The organism is uncultured Maricaulis sp. (assembly GCF_905480005.1).
Classification (GTDB): Bacteria; Pseudomonadota; Alphaproteobacteria; order Caulobacterales; family Maricaulaceae; genus Maricaulis.
This window is the reverse complement of the sequence record NZ_CAJQOO010000189.1, coordinates 1-14,771: the sequence shown is the minus strand read 5'-3', so window position 1 is coordinate 14,771 and position 14,771 is coordinate 1. Positions and strand designations below refer to the sequence as shown.

Genomic DNA, 14,771 nt, shown 5'->3' with positions numbered 1-14,771 from the left:
TCCCCAGCTGGCGGCCCAGGTCGAGCCGAGCCTGGAGCGCGGCATGCTCCGCCTCCAGATAATCCAGTTCGGCTTGCTGGGCGAAAATCCGTTCGCGCTCCAGCTCGACGATTGGCGCATTGCCGGCCGCGCGGATCTCCTCGGCCACGACCAGGCTGGCCGCCGCGGCATCGCGAATACGCTGCTGAAGATCCAGGCGCTGGCGCGCGGCGACGGCAGCGACCCAGGCCCGGCGGGTCTCGGCGACGAAATCGAGGGCCGCGAGGACCGTCTCGGCCTGTTGTGCCTCATACCGGTCCTGCGCAGCCTCAGCCCGCCACGGCGTGGCTGCAATCCCCAGCAGGGAGGCGCTGAGATCAATATCCCAGACCCGGCCATGACCATCACCCGGCAGCGTCACGACCTCGACAACCGGATTGACCGGACGCGATGCCATCACCTGATCGGCGCGGGCCAGGCCGGCCTCGTTCAGGCGGGCAAGAAGGCGGTGGTTATTGGTCAGCGCCAGACTGACCGCCCTGGCTTCACTGACCGTCTCACCCTCGCGCGGCAGAACCGGGTCAGCGACCGAGCCGGTCCGTTCGGCGACGCTGGCCATCACTTGGGCTCGCTCGGCAGCCGGATCGACCGTCATGCAGGCCGAAAGCACGAGAAGACTCGCCAGGACTGGCAGGGCGTTGAGGCGTGTTCGTTTCATCCACTTGCGCTATCATACCCCCCGGGGGTATACAAGATGAATGTCGGAAACCCACACCCCCCTCACCCCTGCCCGGGAAAAATCCCTCACCCGCCTGAAACGTATTGAAGGTCAGGTGCGGGGCATTGGTCGCATGCTGGAAGACGACCGGTATTGCATCGACGTGCTCACGCAATTGTCAGCCGTGAAATCGGCCCTGGCGGCTGTCGAGGGCGAAATCCTGCGTGATCATGCCGGTCATTGCGTCGCCCACGCCATCGAGAGCGGCGATGCCGAAGCGCAGAGGGCCAAGATGGACGAGCTGATCGGCCTGCTGGCCAAGCATTACCGGCTTTGAGCATCCATCATGCGCCCGGCCAGTGCCCGTCCTGACATGAAGGCGGCCTCGACCCGCGGCCCGAGACACCAGTCTCCGGCCAGTCCGATCCCGGTCTCGCCATCCCATAAACAGGGGGTTTCCAACGCCCTGAGAACCCGGGCATAGCGCCAGCGGTGAACCTGGCTGGCCTTGATCTGGGGCAAGGCACCAGCCCAGGACTCGAAGGCATCGTGGAGCAATCGGCTGACCGTGTCTGCCGGCTCCTCGAGATGGGTTTCGCTCCAGCCGGGTCCGGCCTGGATCACCCAATTCTCGCCATCGCCCGCACGGCCGGGCTTGGTCGCGTCGCAGGCAATCCACGCGCAAGGCCCATCCGAGGCACGATAGACACGGGGCGCCTGTTCAAGCGGTTCGGTCAGCGACAGCATCAGCGTCCAGCAAGGCGCATAGCGAACCCCATCCAGACCATCGGCCAGCGGCGTGACGCCCGTCAGCAGTGTCGCGGCCTGGGGCGCAGGGATCGCGACAGCAAGGCGGTCAGCCTCCAGCGTTTCGCCGTCCTCGCAGGCCACGGCCCAGCGTTGACCAGCTCGCTGGACCGATCCGACACGGCAGGACTTGCGGATATCGAGCCCCTCGGCAAGGGGCGCGACGAGCTTGCTCATGCCCGGCGCTCCGACCCACCAGGTCCGGTCGACGCCCAATTGCTCCCAGGGGGCAGCCGATCTCGCCGCCCCGGCCCGGTCCAGATAAGCGATGAAGCCGGGATCGCGGGCCGTGACATACTGGGCGCCGTGGTCAAATGACCCGTGACCGGTCCGGCGCGTGGCCAGACGGCCGCCCAGACCGCGCCCCTTTTCGAGCACGATGACATCCTCCCCGGCATCCGCGAGATGCCGGGCGCAGGTCAGGCCAGCCATGCCGGCGCCAATGATGATTGTGGTCAAGGAATACGTCCCCGGGAAACAGACTCTCCGGCGAATTAGGGCGTTTGACCCGGGCCGACAATACGGGAGCTTACTGGAAGAAGCTCAAAATCACCCGTGGTGACCGATTGGCAACTTCCAGGGCCTGCATGCCGAGCTGCTCGCGAACCTGAAGCGCCTGCAGTTTGGCACTTTCGCGGCCGAGATCGGCATCAACCAGATTGCCAATTCCCGCGCTGGTCACATCCATCTGTTTCACCAGCAATTCTTTCTGGATTTCCAGCGATTTGAGACCGACCCCCAGACGAGAGACCGCGGATGTCACATCGGTCATGGAGCTCTCGAACGCGGTCACATCCGCCGTCGTTGGCTGAGTCACAATGATAGACGCGTCGGCTTGCGGTAGGCTGGCTGCCAGGCCGGCATCGAAAATACCGCCACCATCGGTGAGGTCCTCGGCGGCAATCGCCAGCGTATTGCCCGGATCCTTGCCGATCAGGACTGACAGGTCGTCACCCCCGCTTTCCAGCAGATTGCTGTCATTGAAACTGGCATTCTCGGCCAATCGCGTCGCCTGGTTCCCCAGGACAATGAAATCGGTCATCAAGCTGCGCCAGCTTTGCTCGTCCAGCGTCGTGTCGGTCGCCGCGACAAGCTTGCCATGCATTTCGACCATCAGGTCCGAAATGCCTTCGGCGGCGGCCAGGGCGGTCTCGACCACGCCGGTCCCCAGATCAATGGAATTGAGGGCGCTGCGACGGGAATCATTGTCCGCACGCATGACCTGGGCTCTCGCCCAGACTGTGCCATTATCACTGGAACTACCTACCTTGAGCCCCGTCGCGATCCGGTCCTGCACTGCGGCAGTCTGGCTTTGCAGCTTCGTCATGTGCTGCAGCGCGGAGTTCACGGAGGTCATGGAATGGACCGAAAAGGTCATCCGTCGACACTCGCCACCATCATTACGGCCTGTCCGGCATTTTTGCCGGTACGGGTCCAATGACAACTCTTCCACGATAGGGTTAGCAAGAAGTTGATGCCGTGCCGGCCCGGCGACTGGCAATCGATTGAGTCGATGGCTCGATTTCCGCGATCAATCGGCTAGATTTGCCGGCATGAGCCAGCCACCTGCCGATCCCGACGCTTTCAAGCGCGCCCTGTCCATCACCACTCGCGCCATTGCCGGCGACCGGGAGCTCGACGTTCGGTTCGGCGGCGAGATCGCCGGCTTGTCGGGTGGCCGCATGGTCCTGCCCAATCCGGGCAGCGAGCCTTCGCCCGAAGCCGCCGCGGCCGTGCGCGGCCGGGCCGATGCCCTTGCCTTGCGCCTGGCCCATCATGACGAAGCCGCTCATGTCCGCGTCCTGCCGCCCGGCGCGACGGCGCGGGCGATTTTCCACGCGGCCGAACAGGCGCGTGTCGAGGGTCTGGGTGCCCGGGACATGCGCGGCATGGCGGCCAATCTCGATGCCGCCCTGGCCATTCGCTGCAAGCAGAAGGGTTGGCAGCGTGTCGAGGACCGTCAGTCCGCACCTATGGAGGAAGCGCTCGCTCTGCTTGTCCGTGAACGCATAACCGGCCAGCCCTCCCCGCCCGAGGCGGACGGATTGCTGACACTCTGGCGCGACCAGATGGAAAGCGTGGCCGGGCTCTCGCTCGATGCCCTCGCCGAGAATGCCGACGACCAGAAAGCCTTTGCCGATCTCCTGCGCACCGTGATCCAGGATCTCGACCTGTCTGACGAGCTGGGCGGCGATCCCGAGCAATCGGAAAATCCCGAGGATGAGGATGAGGGTGTCGATCGCGAGGAGCGCACCGGCGATGATTCAGAGGGCGATGACCAGCAGGGCGACCAGCCCGACACGCCGGATGCCGCAGGCACGGCCGGCGATGAAGACGAGATCAATGCCGATACGGATGATGCCGATACCCGTGTCGACGCCATGGATGATGAGGGCGCAGCGCAAACCGCCATGCGCCCGAACTGGCAACCGACCAATGATCCCAATGCCAAGTCCTACAAGGTCTTCACGCGCGAGTTTGATGAGGTCATCCAGGCCTCCGACCTGTGCGATCCGGATGAGCTCGAGCGCTTGCGCAAATATCTCGACAATACGCTGAAAGGTCTCGACCAGGTCGTCGGCCGCCTGGCCAATCGCCTGCAGCGCCGCCTCATGGCGCAACAGGAACGAGCCTGGAAGTTTGATCTCGAGGAGGGCGTGCTCGATGGCTCCCGCCTCGCCCGTGTCATCGCCGACCCGACCCTGCCACTCTCCTACAAGCAGGAGAGCGATACCGAGTTCCGCGACACCATCGTCACCCTGGTGCTCGATAATTCCGGCTCCATGCGCGGCCGGCCGATCATGGTCGCGGCGGCCTGTGCCGACATTCTCGCCCGGACGCTGGAACGCTGTGGCGTGAAGACCGAAATTCTCGGCTTCACCACCAAGGCCTGGAAGGGCGGGCGCTCGAAGGAGAAGTGGCTGGCCGACGGCAAGCCGCCGCATCCCGGCCGGCTCAATGACCTGCGCCACATCATCTACAAGGCCGCCGACACGCCCTGGCGCCGGGCCCGGGTCAATCTCGGCCTGATGATGCGCGAAGGCCTGCTCAAGGAAAACATTGATGGCGAGGCCCTGCAATGGGCCTGGAAACGCATGGCCGCACGGCCGGAACAGCGTCGCATCATGATGGTGATTTCCGACGGCGCCCCGGTTGATGACGGCACCCAGTCGGCCAATTCCGCCGGCTATCTGGAACGCCATCTGCGCGAAACCATCGCCATGATCGAGACCCGCTCGGAAGTCGAATTGCTCGCCATCGGCATCGGCCATGACGTCACCCGCTGGTATCGCCGCGCCGTGACCATCAATGATGTCGAGCAACTCGGTGGTGCCATGACCGACCAGCTCGCCGCCCTGTTCGAGGAAGACGGCGGCAAGGGCACCGGCTTCTCCAGCGCCCCGCAGGCGATGAACCGCACGGATTTCGCGTCGATTGCCGGACGTGTCTAGGACCGGGAGAGCACGGGCGGCACAGCCGCCGGGAGACCGTCCGCGAGGGCTGGTTCGCACCGCCGCACCGGTCTAGACAGATGGCTTCCTCGCCGCTGCGACCAAGGCCTGACCGATGCGCTCATATCTGCTTCCCCTCTTTCCGCTTCTTCTTGCGGCCTGTTCGACCGAGATTGACCTGGCTCCAGCCGGCAGCCAGGCCGTGCCGCTCTATGAGCAATCACCCGAACGGACCGATCTGGATCGACTGAGCTATCTGGGCGGCGTGGTTCTGACCAATCCGGATGACCGGTTCGGCGGATTTTCCGCCCTTGCGGTCTCCGCTGACGGGTCCCGAATTCTGGCGGTGTCCGACAGCGCCTACTGGATGACCGCCACTATCGGATGGAGCGAGGATGACGGGACCCTTCTCGTCAGCGAGTTTGCCATGGCCTCCATGCTGTCCCGAACCGGCAACCAGCTGGACGGGACCGCGGCGGACAGCGAGGCCATCGCCGACCTGGGAGACGGTGTTTTCGCCATCAGTTTCGAACGTGAGCACAGGATCAATACCTATGCGATCGGCGAGGACTGGAGCCAGTTGGACAGTGCCGGTGAGGCGCTTCTCTCTCCGCCGGGGGCTGACGAATTTACCAATAATGGTGGCATGGAAGGGCTCACCGCCCTGCCGGGTGGCCGCCTGCTCGCCGGCATCGAGGATGGCGGTTCCGGGGCTTACCCGCTCTGGCTGCGCGAAGCGGGACGCTGGTCCCTGTCTGAACTGGCAGCCCAGCCGGAATACGGCCTGACCTCGCTGGATTATCATGACGGCCAAGTCTACGTGCTCGAACGCTTCTGGCGCTCGGACATCGGCACCCATATCCGCATCCTGCGCTTTGCGGTCGACGCGCTGGGCAGCGGCGAGCGAATCGAACCGGAGCTGCTGGGCACGCTGGAGGCCGGAAAGACGGTCGATAATTTCGAAGGAATCTCCGTCACCGAACGCGACGGCCGGACCGTCCTGCTGATCATGTCCGACGATAATTACAACGAGGCCCAGAGGACGCTGCTTCTGGCCTTCCAGCTCGACTGAGGCCGGCCCCAAGCACCGATAGCGCCACGGCGTCACCGCCTGGCGTTTTGGTCAGAGAGGGGAACGGGATGTCGGCCAATGCCGTCAACCGGTTTGATTTGAAAAACGTGACATCGCCGACATCCCGTTCGCGGAGTTTTCCCGGACGCTCTCGCCCCCGATTCCAATGCGCCAGGTAGTGAGGGTCGGTCGTTTAGTGCCCCTGGACCTGATCACACGCCCTGCCGGAGCTTCGGATTGTCACCTCCGAGGCGCGGACAGGCTCCGCTCGCTTCCGGGCACAAGTGACTGAGCTCGCGCCTCCCGTCCCGAAAACCGAGGGCATTATCGCTTGGTGGGGAGGGGGGAGGATAAGTTTGGGGACAAAAAACCGTCATTCCGGCGCAGGCCGGGACCCAGATTGCGACGCAAGTCGTTGCCAAGCCAGTCAAAATTGGGCCTGCGAGACTGGGTCCTGACTTGCGTCAGGATGACGGTTTTTGGCGTGGAGGGCGGGGATAAACTCCCGGTCTGCCAGCTTGTCATCGCCGCTGGATGTCCGGCGAAGGCCGGACGCAAGGCGGGGACCCAAGTGGTCGCGACTAGTGAGGTCCCAGACTTTCGCCCCGCTTGCGCGGGGCATCCACCAGGGATGACAGAACTGCTGTGATGCTGCGGGGTCTCCCCCGGCCCGCACCCTAATTTCCGAAGCGATAGCCCAGACGGATGCCGGCATTGTCGAGCGCCTGGTTGCGGCCGGATGCGAGAATTTGGCCGTGGGAGATGTGCTCGTAATAGACGCCGACGGACCAGCGATCATCGAGGTCGTAATCCAGCCCGATCGCATTGTGGAAGAGGATTTCATTGCCCATCAGCGAGCGCGTGGTCGCCAGGCGGATCCGCGTCGGATCACCCGGAGGCGCGTTGGGGTCGATGTCCTCGACACCATCATTATAGGTCAGGCCGGTGCGGAATTCGAAATTGAGGTTCTCGGCAACTTCAAAATCCCAGGCCAGCCCGGTCCCGCCGAAATTGGTCAGGCCATTGGTGTTGAACGACCCATAGAGATAGGGGCGCGGCGACCAGATCGCGTCGAGGAAATCCGGCGAGGCGAAGAGCAGGTCAACGGTGATGTTCGGGCCATCTTCAACATGATCAGCCAGGTCATGCGCGGTCACGCCGAGACGGAATTCCATCCCGCGATCCTCTGCCAGGCCGGCACCGGTGATCAGGGCGAAGGCGGCGGCTGTCGTCAGGAAATGTTTCATGATGTCCCCTTGGAGCCGCCGATGCGACCCGTCTGTTTACAGTTGCAAACGGGATAAAGCGTGTCTCAACCCGCGTCCAGAGCTTCGCGATAGGCCCAGTCGAGCCAGGGACCGAGTGCGGCCAAATCATCACGCTCGACTGTCGGCCCGCACCAGATGCGGATACCCGGCACGGAAGCGCGGTGCATATTGATGTCCAGCGCTGCATTCTCGCGCTCCAGCAAGGTCGAGATCTTCTTGGTCAGATCCCACAGCGCGTCCTCGCCAGCCGCAATCACGGCCGGGTCGGTGTATTTCAGCGTCACCGAGACCGGCGAGCGGTGATCGGGATTTTCGCACAGATAGTCGACCCAGTCGGCCTGGCTGACCCAGGCGTCCAGGGCCGCGAAATTCTCTTCGCGGCGCCGGATCAATTCCGGCAGGCCACCAATCCGTGAGGCCCATTTCAGGGAGGCGAGATAATCCTCGACCGCCATCAGGGACGGCGTGTTGAGGGTCGAGCCTTCATAGACGCCCATATTGGCCTTGCCCTTGGCATGCAGTTGCAGCAGGCCCGGAATCGGCCAGTCCGGGCGCCAGGTGTTCAAGCGCTCGATGGCACGCGGACTCATCACCAGCATGCCGTGCTGGGCCTCGCCGCCCATGCATTTTTGCCAGGAGAAGGTCAGCACATCGATCTTCGACCAGTCGATCTCGACCGCAAAGGCCGCCGAGGTCGCGTCGCACAATGTCAGGCCCTCTCGATCGGCATCGATCCAGTCAAAACCCGGTATCCAGACACCCGCCGCCGTGCCGTTGAGGGTGAAGATCGCGTCGCGCTTGCCGTCATACTGATCGATATCGGGAAGGATGCCCGGCTCGGTCTGGAACACGCGGAGGTCTTTCAGCTTGAGCTCGTCGCGGGCGTCAAAGGTCCAGCGATTGCCGAACACGTCCCAGGAGAAGACATCCGTGCCGCGCTGGCCGAGCAGCGACCACATGGCCGCTTCCATGGCCCCCGTATCCGAGCCTGGCATCAGGGCGACATGATAGCCTTCCGGCAATTCGAGCAGCGCATGGGTGCGCTCGATCGCCTCCTTGATCCGGGCCACCGGAGCGCCGGCGCGGTGGGTCCGCGAGAGCGGTGCGTCGGCCAGCGCGTCCCAGGACCAACCGGGATATTTCTTTACCGGGCCGCAGGAGAAGCGTGGGTCAGCGGGGCGCAGGACAGGCTTGGGATTAGGGCTGCGGGTCGCGGTGGGCGTGTCGGTATCGGCCAAGTCGGTCTCCGGGGAATCGCGGGCGGCGGGACAGGTTATGTTGCAGCGCACGTTGACGCCCTGACCGGCGCGGGGCAAGAGCTTTCGCCATGAGTTCTCCCTCCCTGATCCCGCCACAGCGCGACCGGTTCGAGCTGCCGCGCGAGACCTGCTATCTCAACGCCGCCTATATGGGCCCGATGCCGACCGCCGCCATCGCCGCCGGACAGGATAGCTATGCCCGCAAGGGCCAGCCCTGGCATTACAGCGTGCAGGCCGATTTCTTTGATGCGCCGGAGCGGCTTCGCCAGAAGGCGGCCCGCCTTTTCGGGGCGCGGACGGACGATATCGCCCTGGTCCCGGCCGCCTCCTACGGGCTGGCCTGCGCAGCGCGCAATCTGGCACCCGACGCGAAAAGCGACATTCTCGTCCTGAACGAGCAATTCCCGTCCAATGTCTATGTCTGGCGCGAACTCGCCGCCGAACACGGAGCGCGCGTCCGGGCTGTTTCCCGTTCGGACAATCAAAGCTGGACCGAAGCCATGCTCGCGGCGATCTCGCCCGCGACCTCGATTGTCGCCTGCCCGCAGGTTCACTGGGCCGATGGCGGCGCGCTCGACCTGGCCGCCATCAGCGATGCCGCCCGGCGCCAGGGTGCGGCGCTGGTTCTGGACCTGACCCAATCAATGGGCGTGATGCCCTTCGATCTCGCCACCATCCAGCCGGATTTCGCGGTCGCCGCCTCCTACAAATGGCTGCTCGGCCCCTATGCCATGGGCTTTCTTTATGTCGCGCCGCATCACCAGGACGGCGAGCCGCTGGAGCAGAACTGGATCGTCCGCGACCGCGCCGAGGACTTCGCCCGCCTGGTCGATTATGCCGACGACCACGCGCCGGGCGCGCGCCGTTTCGATATGGGCGAACGTTCGAATTTCCAGCTTGTTCCCGCAGCAATCGCGGCGCTGGATGCCATGCTCGATTGGGGCGTCGACGATCTGGCGGCCACGTTCGGTGCGAATAATCAGGGCCTGGCAGACCGGCTGCAGCCGCTGGGTCTGACACAGACAACGCCTGACCGGGCCGCGCATTATCTCAGCCTCTCCCTGCCGGATGGAGCGCCTGCCGACCTGGTCACCCGATTAGCAGCACGCGAAATATTTGTTTCGCAACGCGGCGACCGGATCCGCATCACACCCCATGTCTACAATGATGAGGCAGACTTCCAGTCCCTTGGCGCGGCCTTGAAAGACTTGCTGTGAACACACCCTCAACGCCGCATCAGGTCGGCCTGAAAGACTGGGCGGCCCTGTTGCTGCTGACCGTGCTTTGGGGCTCGGCCTTCGCCTTCATCAAGCATGGCGTCCAGACGCTGCCGCCAGGCGCGCTGATTTTCGTTCGGCTGAGCCTCGCTGCCCTGGCCCTGACAATCTGGGCCCATGCCCGCGGCCGGCGGCTTCCGCCCTTGTCGGACCGGCGCTGGTTGTGGATGGCCGGATTGGGCTTTTTCGGCAATGCGCTGCCCTTCTTCCTGGTCAGCTGGTCGCAGCAATTCATCGACAGTGCGCTGGCGGGGATCCTTGTCTCGACCATGCCGCTGGCGACCATTGGCCTGGCCCATATCTTCGTCCCGGGCGAACGCATGACCCTGCGCGCCGTGCTGGGTCTGGTCGTCGGCTTTGCCGGGGTGATCCTGCTGCTCGGCCCCTCCGCACTGGCGGGACTCGGCGGGGCAGATACGCTGGCCCAGCTCGCCATCATCGGCGCCGCGATCTGCTATGCCATCAACGCCATCCAGGCCCGCCTCCTGCCGGAGACGCCGCCCTCAGTATCCGCGGCCGGCATGTTGATCATGGCAACAATCTTTGCCCTGCCCCTGGGCATCTGGGATTTGATGCAGGTCGAGAATGTGGCTGGCAGCGCCTGGGCATCGGCGGCATGGCTGGCCCTCGGCCCGACGGCCTTCGCCTCGGTCATCCTGATGCAGGTTGCCCGAACGGCCGGTCCGAACTTCCTCGCCATCGCCAATTATCTGACCCCGATCGCCGCCCTGCTGACCGGCCTGCTGATCGGTGAGACCATTGGCTGGACGGTCGCGCTCGCGCTCGCTGTCATCCTGTCCGGCGTCTGGCTGGCCCGTGGCGGCCGACGTATCGACTAGGGCCGCATCACCCAGGCATGATTGACCGGACCGTGGCCGGCGCCGAATCCGGGGGCCCGTGCGATGGCTTCGTGCAGATAGTCACCGGCCCGACGAACCGCGTCCGGCAGGGCTGCTCCATCGGCCAGCAAGGCGGCGATTGCCGAGGCCAGCGTACAGCCCGTCCCGTGCGTATTCCGTCCGGGCAGGCGCGGCCGCTCCATCAGCTCCATACCGCGTGCCGAGACCAGAACATCGGTCACGACATTGCCCTTGAGATGCCCGCCCTTCACCAGCGCCGCGCGGGCGCCCATCTCGACCAGGCGGTTGGCTGCGTCCAGCTGACCGGAAATATCCTCGACCACGAGACCGGTGAGTTTTTCGGCTTCCGGAATATTGGGCGTGACCAGAAAGGCCAGGGGCAGGAGCCGGTCCCGAATGGCCGTTTCGGTGCCGTCATCCACCAGCGCATCACCCGAGGTCGCCACCATCACCGGGTCCAGCACGAGCGGGACGGGCGGCTCGCAGGCTTGCAGCCTGTCGGCCACGAGGGTCACGACATCCGCATTCCCCAGCATGCCGGTCTTGATGACATCCGCACCGATATCATCGAGGACGGCATCAATCTGGCCCCTGAGGACATCGAGCGGGACCGGGTGAATGGCCGTGACGCCGAGCGTATTCTGCACGGTGATTGCAGTGACCGCAGTCGCGGCAAACCCGCCCATTGCCGTGATCGCCTTGATGTCGGCCTGGATGCCGGCGCCGCCGCCGCTGTCCGAGCCGGCAATGACCAGAACGCGGCCCTTCGGTTCGCTGATATCCATGAATGATCCGTCCAGATGGCTGAGTTGGTCGACCTATTGGTCGCGCAGGGCCCGCAGCCGAGACCGTGCCCGCGCCGCTTCGGAATCGGATATCGCATGCGAGGCGGCCTGGTCATAGAGCGTCCGTGCGGCCTCACTATCGCCCTGCTCGACCCGGATTTCGGCGAGCGCGACAGTGGCGCGGAAATTCTCGGGCTCGAAAGCAAGCATTTGCTCGTAGATCGACGCCGCGGAGGCCAGATGGCCTCCTGCCTCGAGGCAGGCAGCCTGCGCATGCAGCAATTCGTCATCCCACGGGCTTTGCTCGACGGCCTCGGCCTCGGCGACACAGCTACCCGGCGTTGCAACCGCCGCATTGCGGCGAGCCGACGCATCGCTTTGCGCGAACAAGGGGGTCGGTGCCCGGGCGGCAGGCGCCTCGGCCATTGCCGGTTCCGGGCTCTGGGCCGGCACGCCCGGCCCGGCGGCGGGACCCGCACCGGCATCGCTGGCCATGGGGTCTGCCATCGCGTCGACAGCGACGTCGTCAGAGCCAAAGCCGGTATCCGTGCCACGCGCTGTACCGAGCCCGGTTCCGGAGCTGGCTGGCGACCCATCGCGGCGCGTGGCGTCCGCCAGACGGACCCTCTGCTCCGGGCCGACTTCCATGCTGACCAGAACGCCACCCTGGCGCAATTCTGCACGAGCGCCGGTCCAGGCCCGGCTGCCATAGAGGTGAATGACACCACCCTGTTCGAGCGGGTCGACAGACACGGCGGCAACCAACGTGTCCGATGCCGGCGAGATGGCGCGGCCGCGAACCTCCACGCCGGTCACGGTCAGGCTCAGCCCGCTCTCGGTCACCTCGGTCGTCACCCCGGAGGGCTGTTCGTCGAAGGCAATCCATATCTGGCCATGCCCGCCATCAACACGGGCACGCAGATCGACAATCTCGGCCGCGACGGGCGCGGTCAGGACAAGGCTGAGCAGGGAGGTCAGAAGTAAGGCACGCATGCGAATGGCCTTGCTCTGCTTCGCGTAAAGACCGGGTTAAGCGGATCCTCGACCGCTTCAACCCACTCCGGGGTCGAGCGCAGCGATCGGGCCGGCATTGCACGCATCAAAGCCAAAGGCCCCGATCAGCGTCCGGTCATCCTCGCGCACCGCTTCATAGACATAGCATCCCTCGCCGAAGGTCGGCATCTCCCCGCGAACGAAGATCGGGTCGCCCTCGCCATACATGGCATCAGCCGCATCGAGGGGACGGACGGAATTGATCGCCGTGCCCTGTTCGCGTGTGGCGCATTCCCAGGTGCGGGTATCGACATCAACAATGCGCACGCCGGTCTCGCCGCCACTCATCGTGTAGGCGATCGAGACATGCTGGGCGCGATCCCGGAACTCGGCCAGGCACAGATCGAGAATGGGCAGATAGTCGATGAGATAATTGGACCACCGGTCCAGCTCGCCGCCGACTTCACGTCCGCAACCGCTCGCAGTCCGCTGACCAATCGACATGTCGGCGAAATAGATCAGCGTGTCGCCGCTCATCGTCCGGCACGGACCGGCCTGAAGTTCGAGATGAACCAGGCGTCCCTCGCCGTCCTCGCCGTTGAACTGGCGCAACCCGCCATCGAGATAGGGCATGGCGATGTCGAGATAGGCAGTGATGGCCCGCCCGTCCTCATACGTCATCTGCAGCAGCGCACGCGCTTCGCCCTCATCGTCGATATACGCAAGCCGACCGGCCCAGTCACTGCCGTGGAGGTCGTAGCCGGCCGTATTCACCGGCGCGCGATCCGACGGCGCATAATTGAACGCCGAACTGGCGAGCGGGCTGCCAGCCGGACCGGAATCGGTCGTGGCGCAGGCCGCCAGGCTCGTGCCGATCAGTACAAGAAAAAGTGTGCGCAAAAACATCTGGTCCAATGCCCCCTGATTAGTCCGGCGCCCGGCCTGTCGACCCGGCCCCCTGTCCCTCGCTGGCCCTCTTCCTGTCTAACACAGGAAAGGCATCAAGCGCGAGAATCCGGATCGGACGGCAAAATCCGACCACCGGGTCAGATCCGTTCGGGGAAGTGCTCAGCCAGGAAATCCACAAAAAGACGGACGCGATGCGCCAGATATCGGTTGGACGGGAAAACCGCCCACAGGAAACGAAGGTCGGCGTCCCAGTCGGTCAGGATTTCCACCACTCGCCCATCGGCGAGGGCCTCTTCGGCCGCCCAGCGCGGAGAACAGGCAATGCCGACACCGGCCGCTGCCGCACTGACCGCAGCCACCGCGCCATTGAGGCTCAGACGGCCATTGACCCTGACGTCAACCTCCTCCTCGTCGCGCAGGAATTTGAGCATGTGGGGCGCCGGTTTATTGCGGTCGATCACGACTTCATGCTTGGCCAGATCGGACGGATGTTGAGGCGTACCCGCCCGGGCGAGATAGTCCGGCGAGGCCACGGCCGTCATGCAGGCCGCAGCCAGGCGTTTGGCGATCAGCGCGCTGTCGGGAAGATTTCCGATCCGCACCCCGACATCGAAGCCTTCATTGACGAGATCGACCATGCGGTCGGCGAAGGAGAGGCGAACCTCCACCCCCGGCCATTCATTCATGAACCGGGTGACGATCGGAAGAAGCCGCCGGGCGCCAAAGTCGACCGGTGCCGCGACGCGCAGCACCCCGGCCGGGGCTGATCGTGCATCGGCAACGCCCTGTTCCAGCCCGTCATACTCATCGAGCCACGGCCGGACCCGATCGAGCAAGGCCTCGCCGGCATCGGTGAGACGCACGGACCGGGTTGTCCGTTCAAACAGGCGAGCCTGCAAACGTTGCTCAAGCGCCGTGATCTGCTTGGACGCCGCGCCGGGCGTCATCGCCTCGCGTTCAGCCGCCTTGGTGAAGCTCTCCAGCTCAGCGACCGAGCAGAAAAGGCGAAGGGCATCAATCCGGTCCATTTATTCCCCAATAGAAAGAGACGCGCTCGTATCCGCTCATTTATCGCAAAACCCGCGTCATTCATATGGGGAGCCAAACCGATTTCGCCAGCCCTTTCTTGCGACCGTCTCAATCGGCGACCCGCGGGCCGAGCCGTTCCGCGACCTCGGGCCAGTCCAGCATTTCCGCGACGGTGTGAAAGTCCGGCGTGCCGTCCGGGCGGATATCGGGATCGGCACCGGCGTCCAGGAGCGCCAGGACCGCGTCACGCTGGCCTTCAAAGGCAGCCCAGTAAAGCGGTGTCGCGCCGGTGACGCCCTGCATGTCGAGATTCGCGCCGGCCTCGGCCAGGCGCCTGATGACATCCACATGGCCCGCTATCGC

15 protein-coding genes are annotated in these 14,771 nt (G+C 64.7%); 5 read left to right on the top strand and 10 right to left on the bottom strand.

Annotated features, from left to right (window positions below):
- A partial coding sequence (locus QZ266_RS15295; RefSeq protein WP_295696704.1) for a TolC family protein occupies positions 1-697 on the bottom strand: 697 nt, incomplete at its 3' end.
- Positions 698-737: 40 nt separating this feature from the next.
- Here QZ266_RS15295 and QZ266_RS15290 point away from each other — a divergent pair.
- Positions 738-1,034, top strand: coding sequence for a metal-sensitive transcriptional regulator (locus QZ266_RS15290; RefSeq protein WP_295696702.1), 297 nt, complete (start codon positions 738-740; stop codon positions 1,032-1,034).
- Here QZ266_RS15290 and QZ266_RS15285 read toward each other — a convergent pair.
- Both QZ266_RS15285 and QZ266_RS15280 read right to left on the bottom strand, forming a co-directional pair.
- Complete coding sequence (locus QZ266_RS15285; protein WP_295696699.1) at positions 1,022-1,963, bottom strand: NAD(P)/FAD-dependent oxidoreductase; 942 nt, start codon at positions 1,961-1,963, stop codon at positions 1,022-1,024. The two genes, QZ266_RS15290 and QZ266_RS15285, sit on opposite strands and share 13 nt — an antisense overlap.
- Positions 1,964-2,033: 70 nt before the next feature.
- Complete coding sequence (locus QZ266_RS15280) at positions 2,034-2,861, bottom strand: flagellin (RefSeq protein WP_295696697.1); 828 nt, start codon at positions 2,859-2,861, stop codon at positions 2,034-2,036.
- Between the two features lie 196 nt (positions 2,862-3,057).
- Here QZ266_RS15280 and cobT point away from each other — a divergent pair, with 196 nt between their 5' ends.
- Both cobT and QZ266_RS15270 read left to right on the top strand, forming a co-directional pair.
- Positions 3,058-4,956 carry a cobaltochelatase subunit CobT gene (cobT, locus tag QZ266_RS15275; RefSeq protein ID WP_295696695.1) on the top strand — a complete coding sequence of 633 codons (1,899 nt, stop codon included), beginning with the start codon at positions 3,058-3,060 and terminating at the stop codon, positions 4,954-4,956.
- Positions 4,957-5,071: 115 nt separating this feature from the next.
- On the top strand, positions 5,072-6,028 hold the full coding sequence (locus tag QZ266_RS15270) for an esterase-like activity of phytase family protein (RefSeq protein ID WP_295696692.1): 957 nt from the start codon (positions 5,072-5,074) through the stop codon (positions 6,026-6,028).
- Positions 6,029-6,705: 677 nt separating this feature from the next.
- Here QZ266_RS15270 and QZ266_RS15265 read toward each other — a convergent pair.
- Positions 6,706-7,275 carry an acyloxyacyl hydrolase gene (locus QZ266_RS15265; RefSeq protein WP_295696690.1) on the bottom strand — a complete coding sequence of 190 codons (570 nt, stop codon included), beginning with the start codon at positions 7,273-7,275 and terminating at the stop codon, positions 6,706-6,708.
- Between the two features lie 65 nt (positions 7,276-7,340).
- A complete protein-coding gene (locus QZ266_RS15260; protein WP_295696688.1) occupies positions 7,341-8,534 on the bottom strand; it encodes a phosphoserine transaminase in 1,194 nt (397 codons plus the stop codon).
- Between the two features lie 89 nt (positions 8,535-8,623).
- Between QZ266_RS15260 and QZ266_RS15255 the strand changes: the two genes are divergently transcribed.
- Both QZ266_RS15255 and QZ266_RS15250 read left to right on the top strand, forming a co-directional pair.
- The gene (locus QZ266_RS15255; protein ID WP_295696685.1) at positions 8,624-9,772 is read left to right on the top strand and encodes an aminotransferase class V-fold PLP-dependent enzyme; all 1,149 of its coding nucleotides are present in this window, start codon (positions 8,624-8,626) and stop codon (positions 9,770-9,772) included.
- Entirely contained in the window at positions 9,769-10,671 is a 903-nt protein-coding gene (locus tag QZ266_RS15250; RefSeq protein ID WP_295696682.1) for a DMT family transporter, read from the top strand. Before QZ266_RS15255 ends, QZ266_RS15250 begins: the two co-directional genes overlap by 4 nt.
- Here QZ266_RS15250 and thiD read toward each other — a convergent pair.
- The 5 genes from thiD to QZ266_RS15225 form a co-directional block, all read right to left on the bottom strand.
- The gene (thiD, locus tag QZ266_RS15245; protein ID WP_295696679.1) at positions 10,668-11,477 is read right to left on the bottom strand and encodes a bifunctional hydroxymethylpyrimidine kinase/phosphomethylpyrimidine kinase; all 810 of its coding nucleotides are present in this window, start codon (positions 11,475-11,477) and stop codon (positions 10,668-10,670) included. The two genes, QZ266_RS15250 and thiD, sit on opposite strands and share 4 nt — an antisense overlap.
- Before the next feature lie 33 nt (positions 11,478-11,510).
- Entirely contained in the window at positions 11,511-12,470 is a 960-nt protein-coding gene (locus QZ266_RS15240; protein ID WP_295696676.1) for a lipopolysaccharide assembly protein LapB, read from the bottom strand.
- Between the two features lie 57 nt (positions 12,471-12,527).
- A complete protein-coding gene (locus QZ266_RS15235) occupies positions 12,528-13,376 on the bottom strand; it encodes a hypothetical protein (RefSeq protein WP_295696673.1) in 849 nt (282 codons plus the stop codon).
- Positions 13,377-13,516: 140 nt separating this feature from the next.
- Positions 13,517-14,407 (bottom strand): LysR family transcriptional regulator, encoded by an 891-nt coding sequence (locus QZ266_RS15230; RefSeq protein ID WP_295696670.1) that lies wholly within the window; start codon positions 14,405-14,407, stop codon positions 13,517-13,519.
- Between the two features lie 109 nt (positions 14,408-14,516).
- Positions 14,517-14,771: ankyrin repeat domain-containing protein (locus QZ266_RS15225; protein ID WP_295696668.1), on the bottom strand; the 255-nt coding region annotated here is incomplete at its 5' end.

Excerpts from the sequence above, each read along its gene's own strand:
- QZ266_RS15290 (WP_295696702.1), top strand. The coding sequence starts at position 738 with ATGTCGGAAACCCACACCCCCCTCACCCCTGCCCGGGAAAAATCCCTC.
- QZ266_RS15240 (WP_295696676.1), bottom strand. The coding sequence starts at position 12,470 with ATGCGTGCCTTACTTCTGACCTCCCTGCTCAGCCTTGTCCTGACCGCG.
- QZ266_RS15270 (WP_295696692.1), top strand. The coding sequence starts at position 5,072 with ATGCGCTCATATCTGCTTCCCCTCTTTCCGCTTCTTCTTGCGGCCTGT.
- cobT (WP_295696695.1), top strand. The coding sequence starts at position 3,058 with ATGAGCCAGCCACCTGCCGATCCCGACGCTTTCAAGCGCGCCCTGTCC.
- QZ266_RS15235 (WP_295696673.1), bottom strand. The coding sequence starts at position 13,376 with ATGTTTTTGCGCACACTTTTTCTTGTACTGATCGGCACGAGCCTGGCG.
- QZ266_RS15230 (WP_295696670.1), bottom strand. The coding sequence starts at position 14,407 with ATGGACCGGATTGATGCCCTTCGCCTTTTCTGCTCGGTCGCTGAGCTG.
- thiD (WP_295696679.1), bottom strand. The coding sequence starts at position 11,477 with ATGGATATCAGCGAACCGAAGGGCCGCGTTCTGGTCATTGCCGGCTCG.
- QZ266_RS15255 (WP_295696685.1), top strand. The coding sequence starts at position 8,624 with ATGAGTTCTCCCTCCCTGATCCCGCCACAGCGCGACCGGTTCGAGCTG.
- QZ266_RS15265 (WP_295696690.1), bottom strand. The coding sequence starts at position 7,275 with ATGAAACATTTCCTGACGACAGCCGCCGCCTTCGCCCTGATCACCGGT.
- QZ266_RS15280 (WP_295696697.1), bottom strand. The coding sequence starts at position 2,861 with ATGACCTCCGTGAACTCCGCGCTGCAGCACATGACGAAGCTGCAAAGC.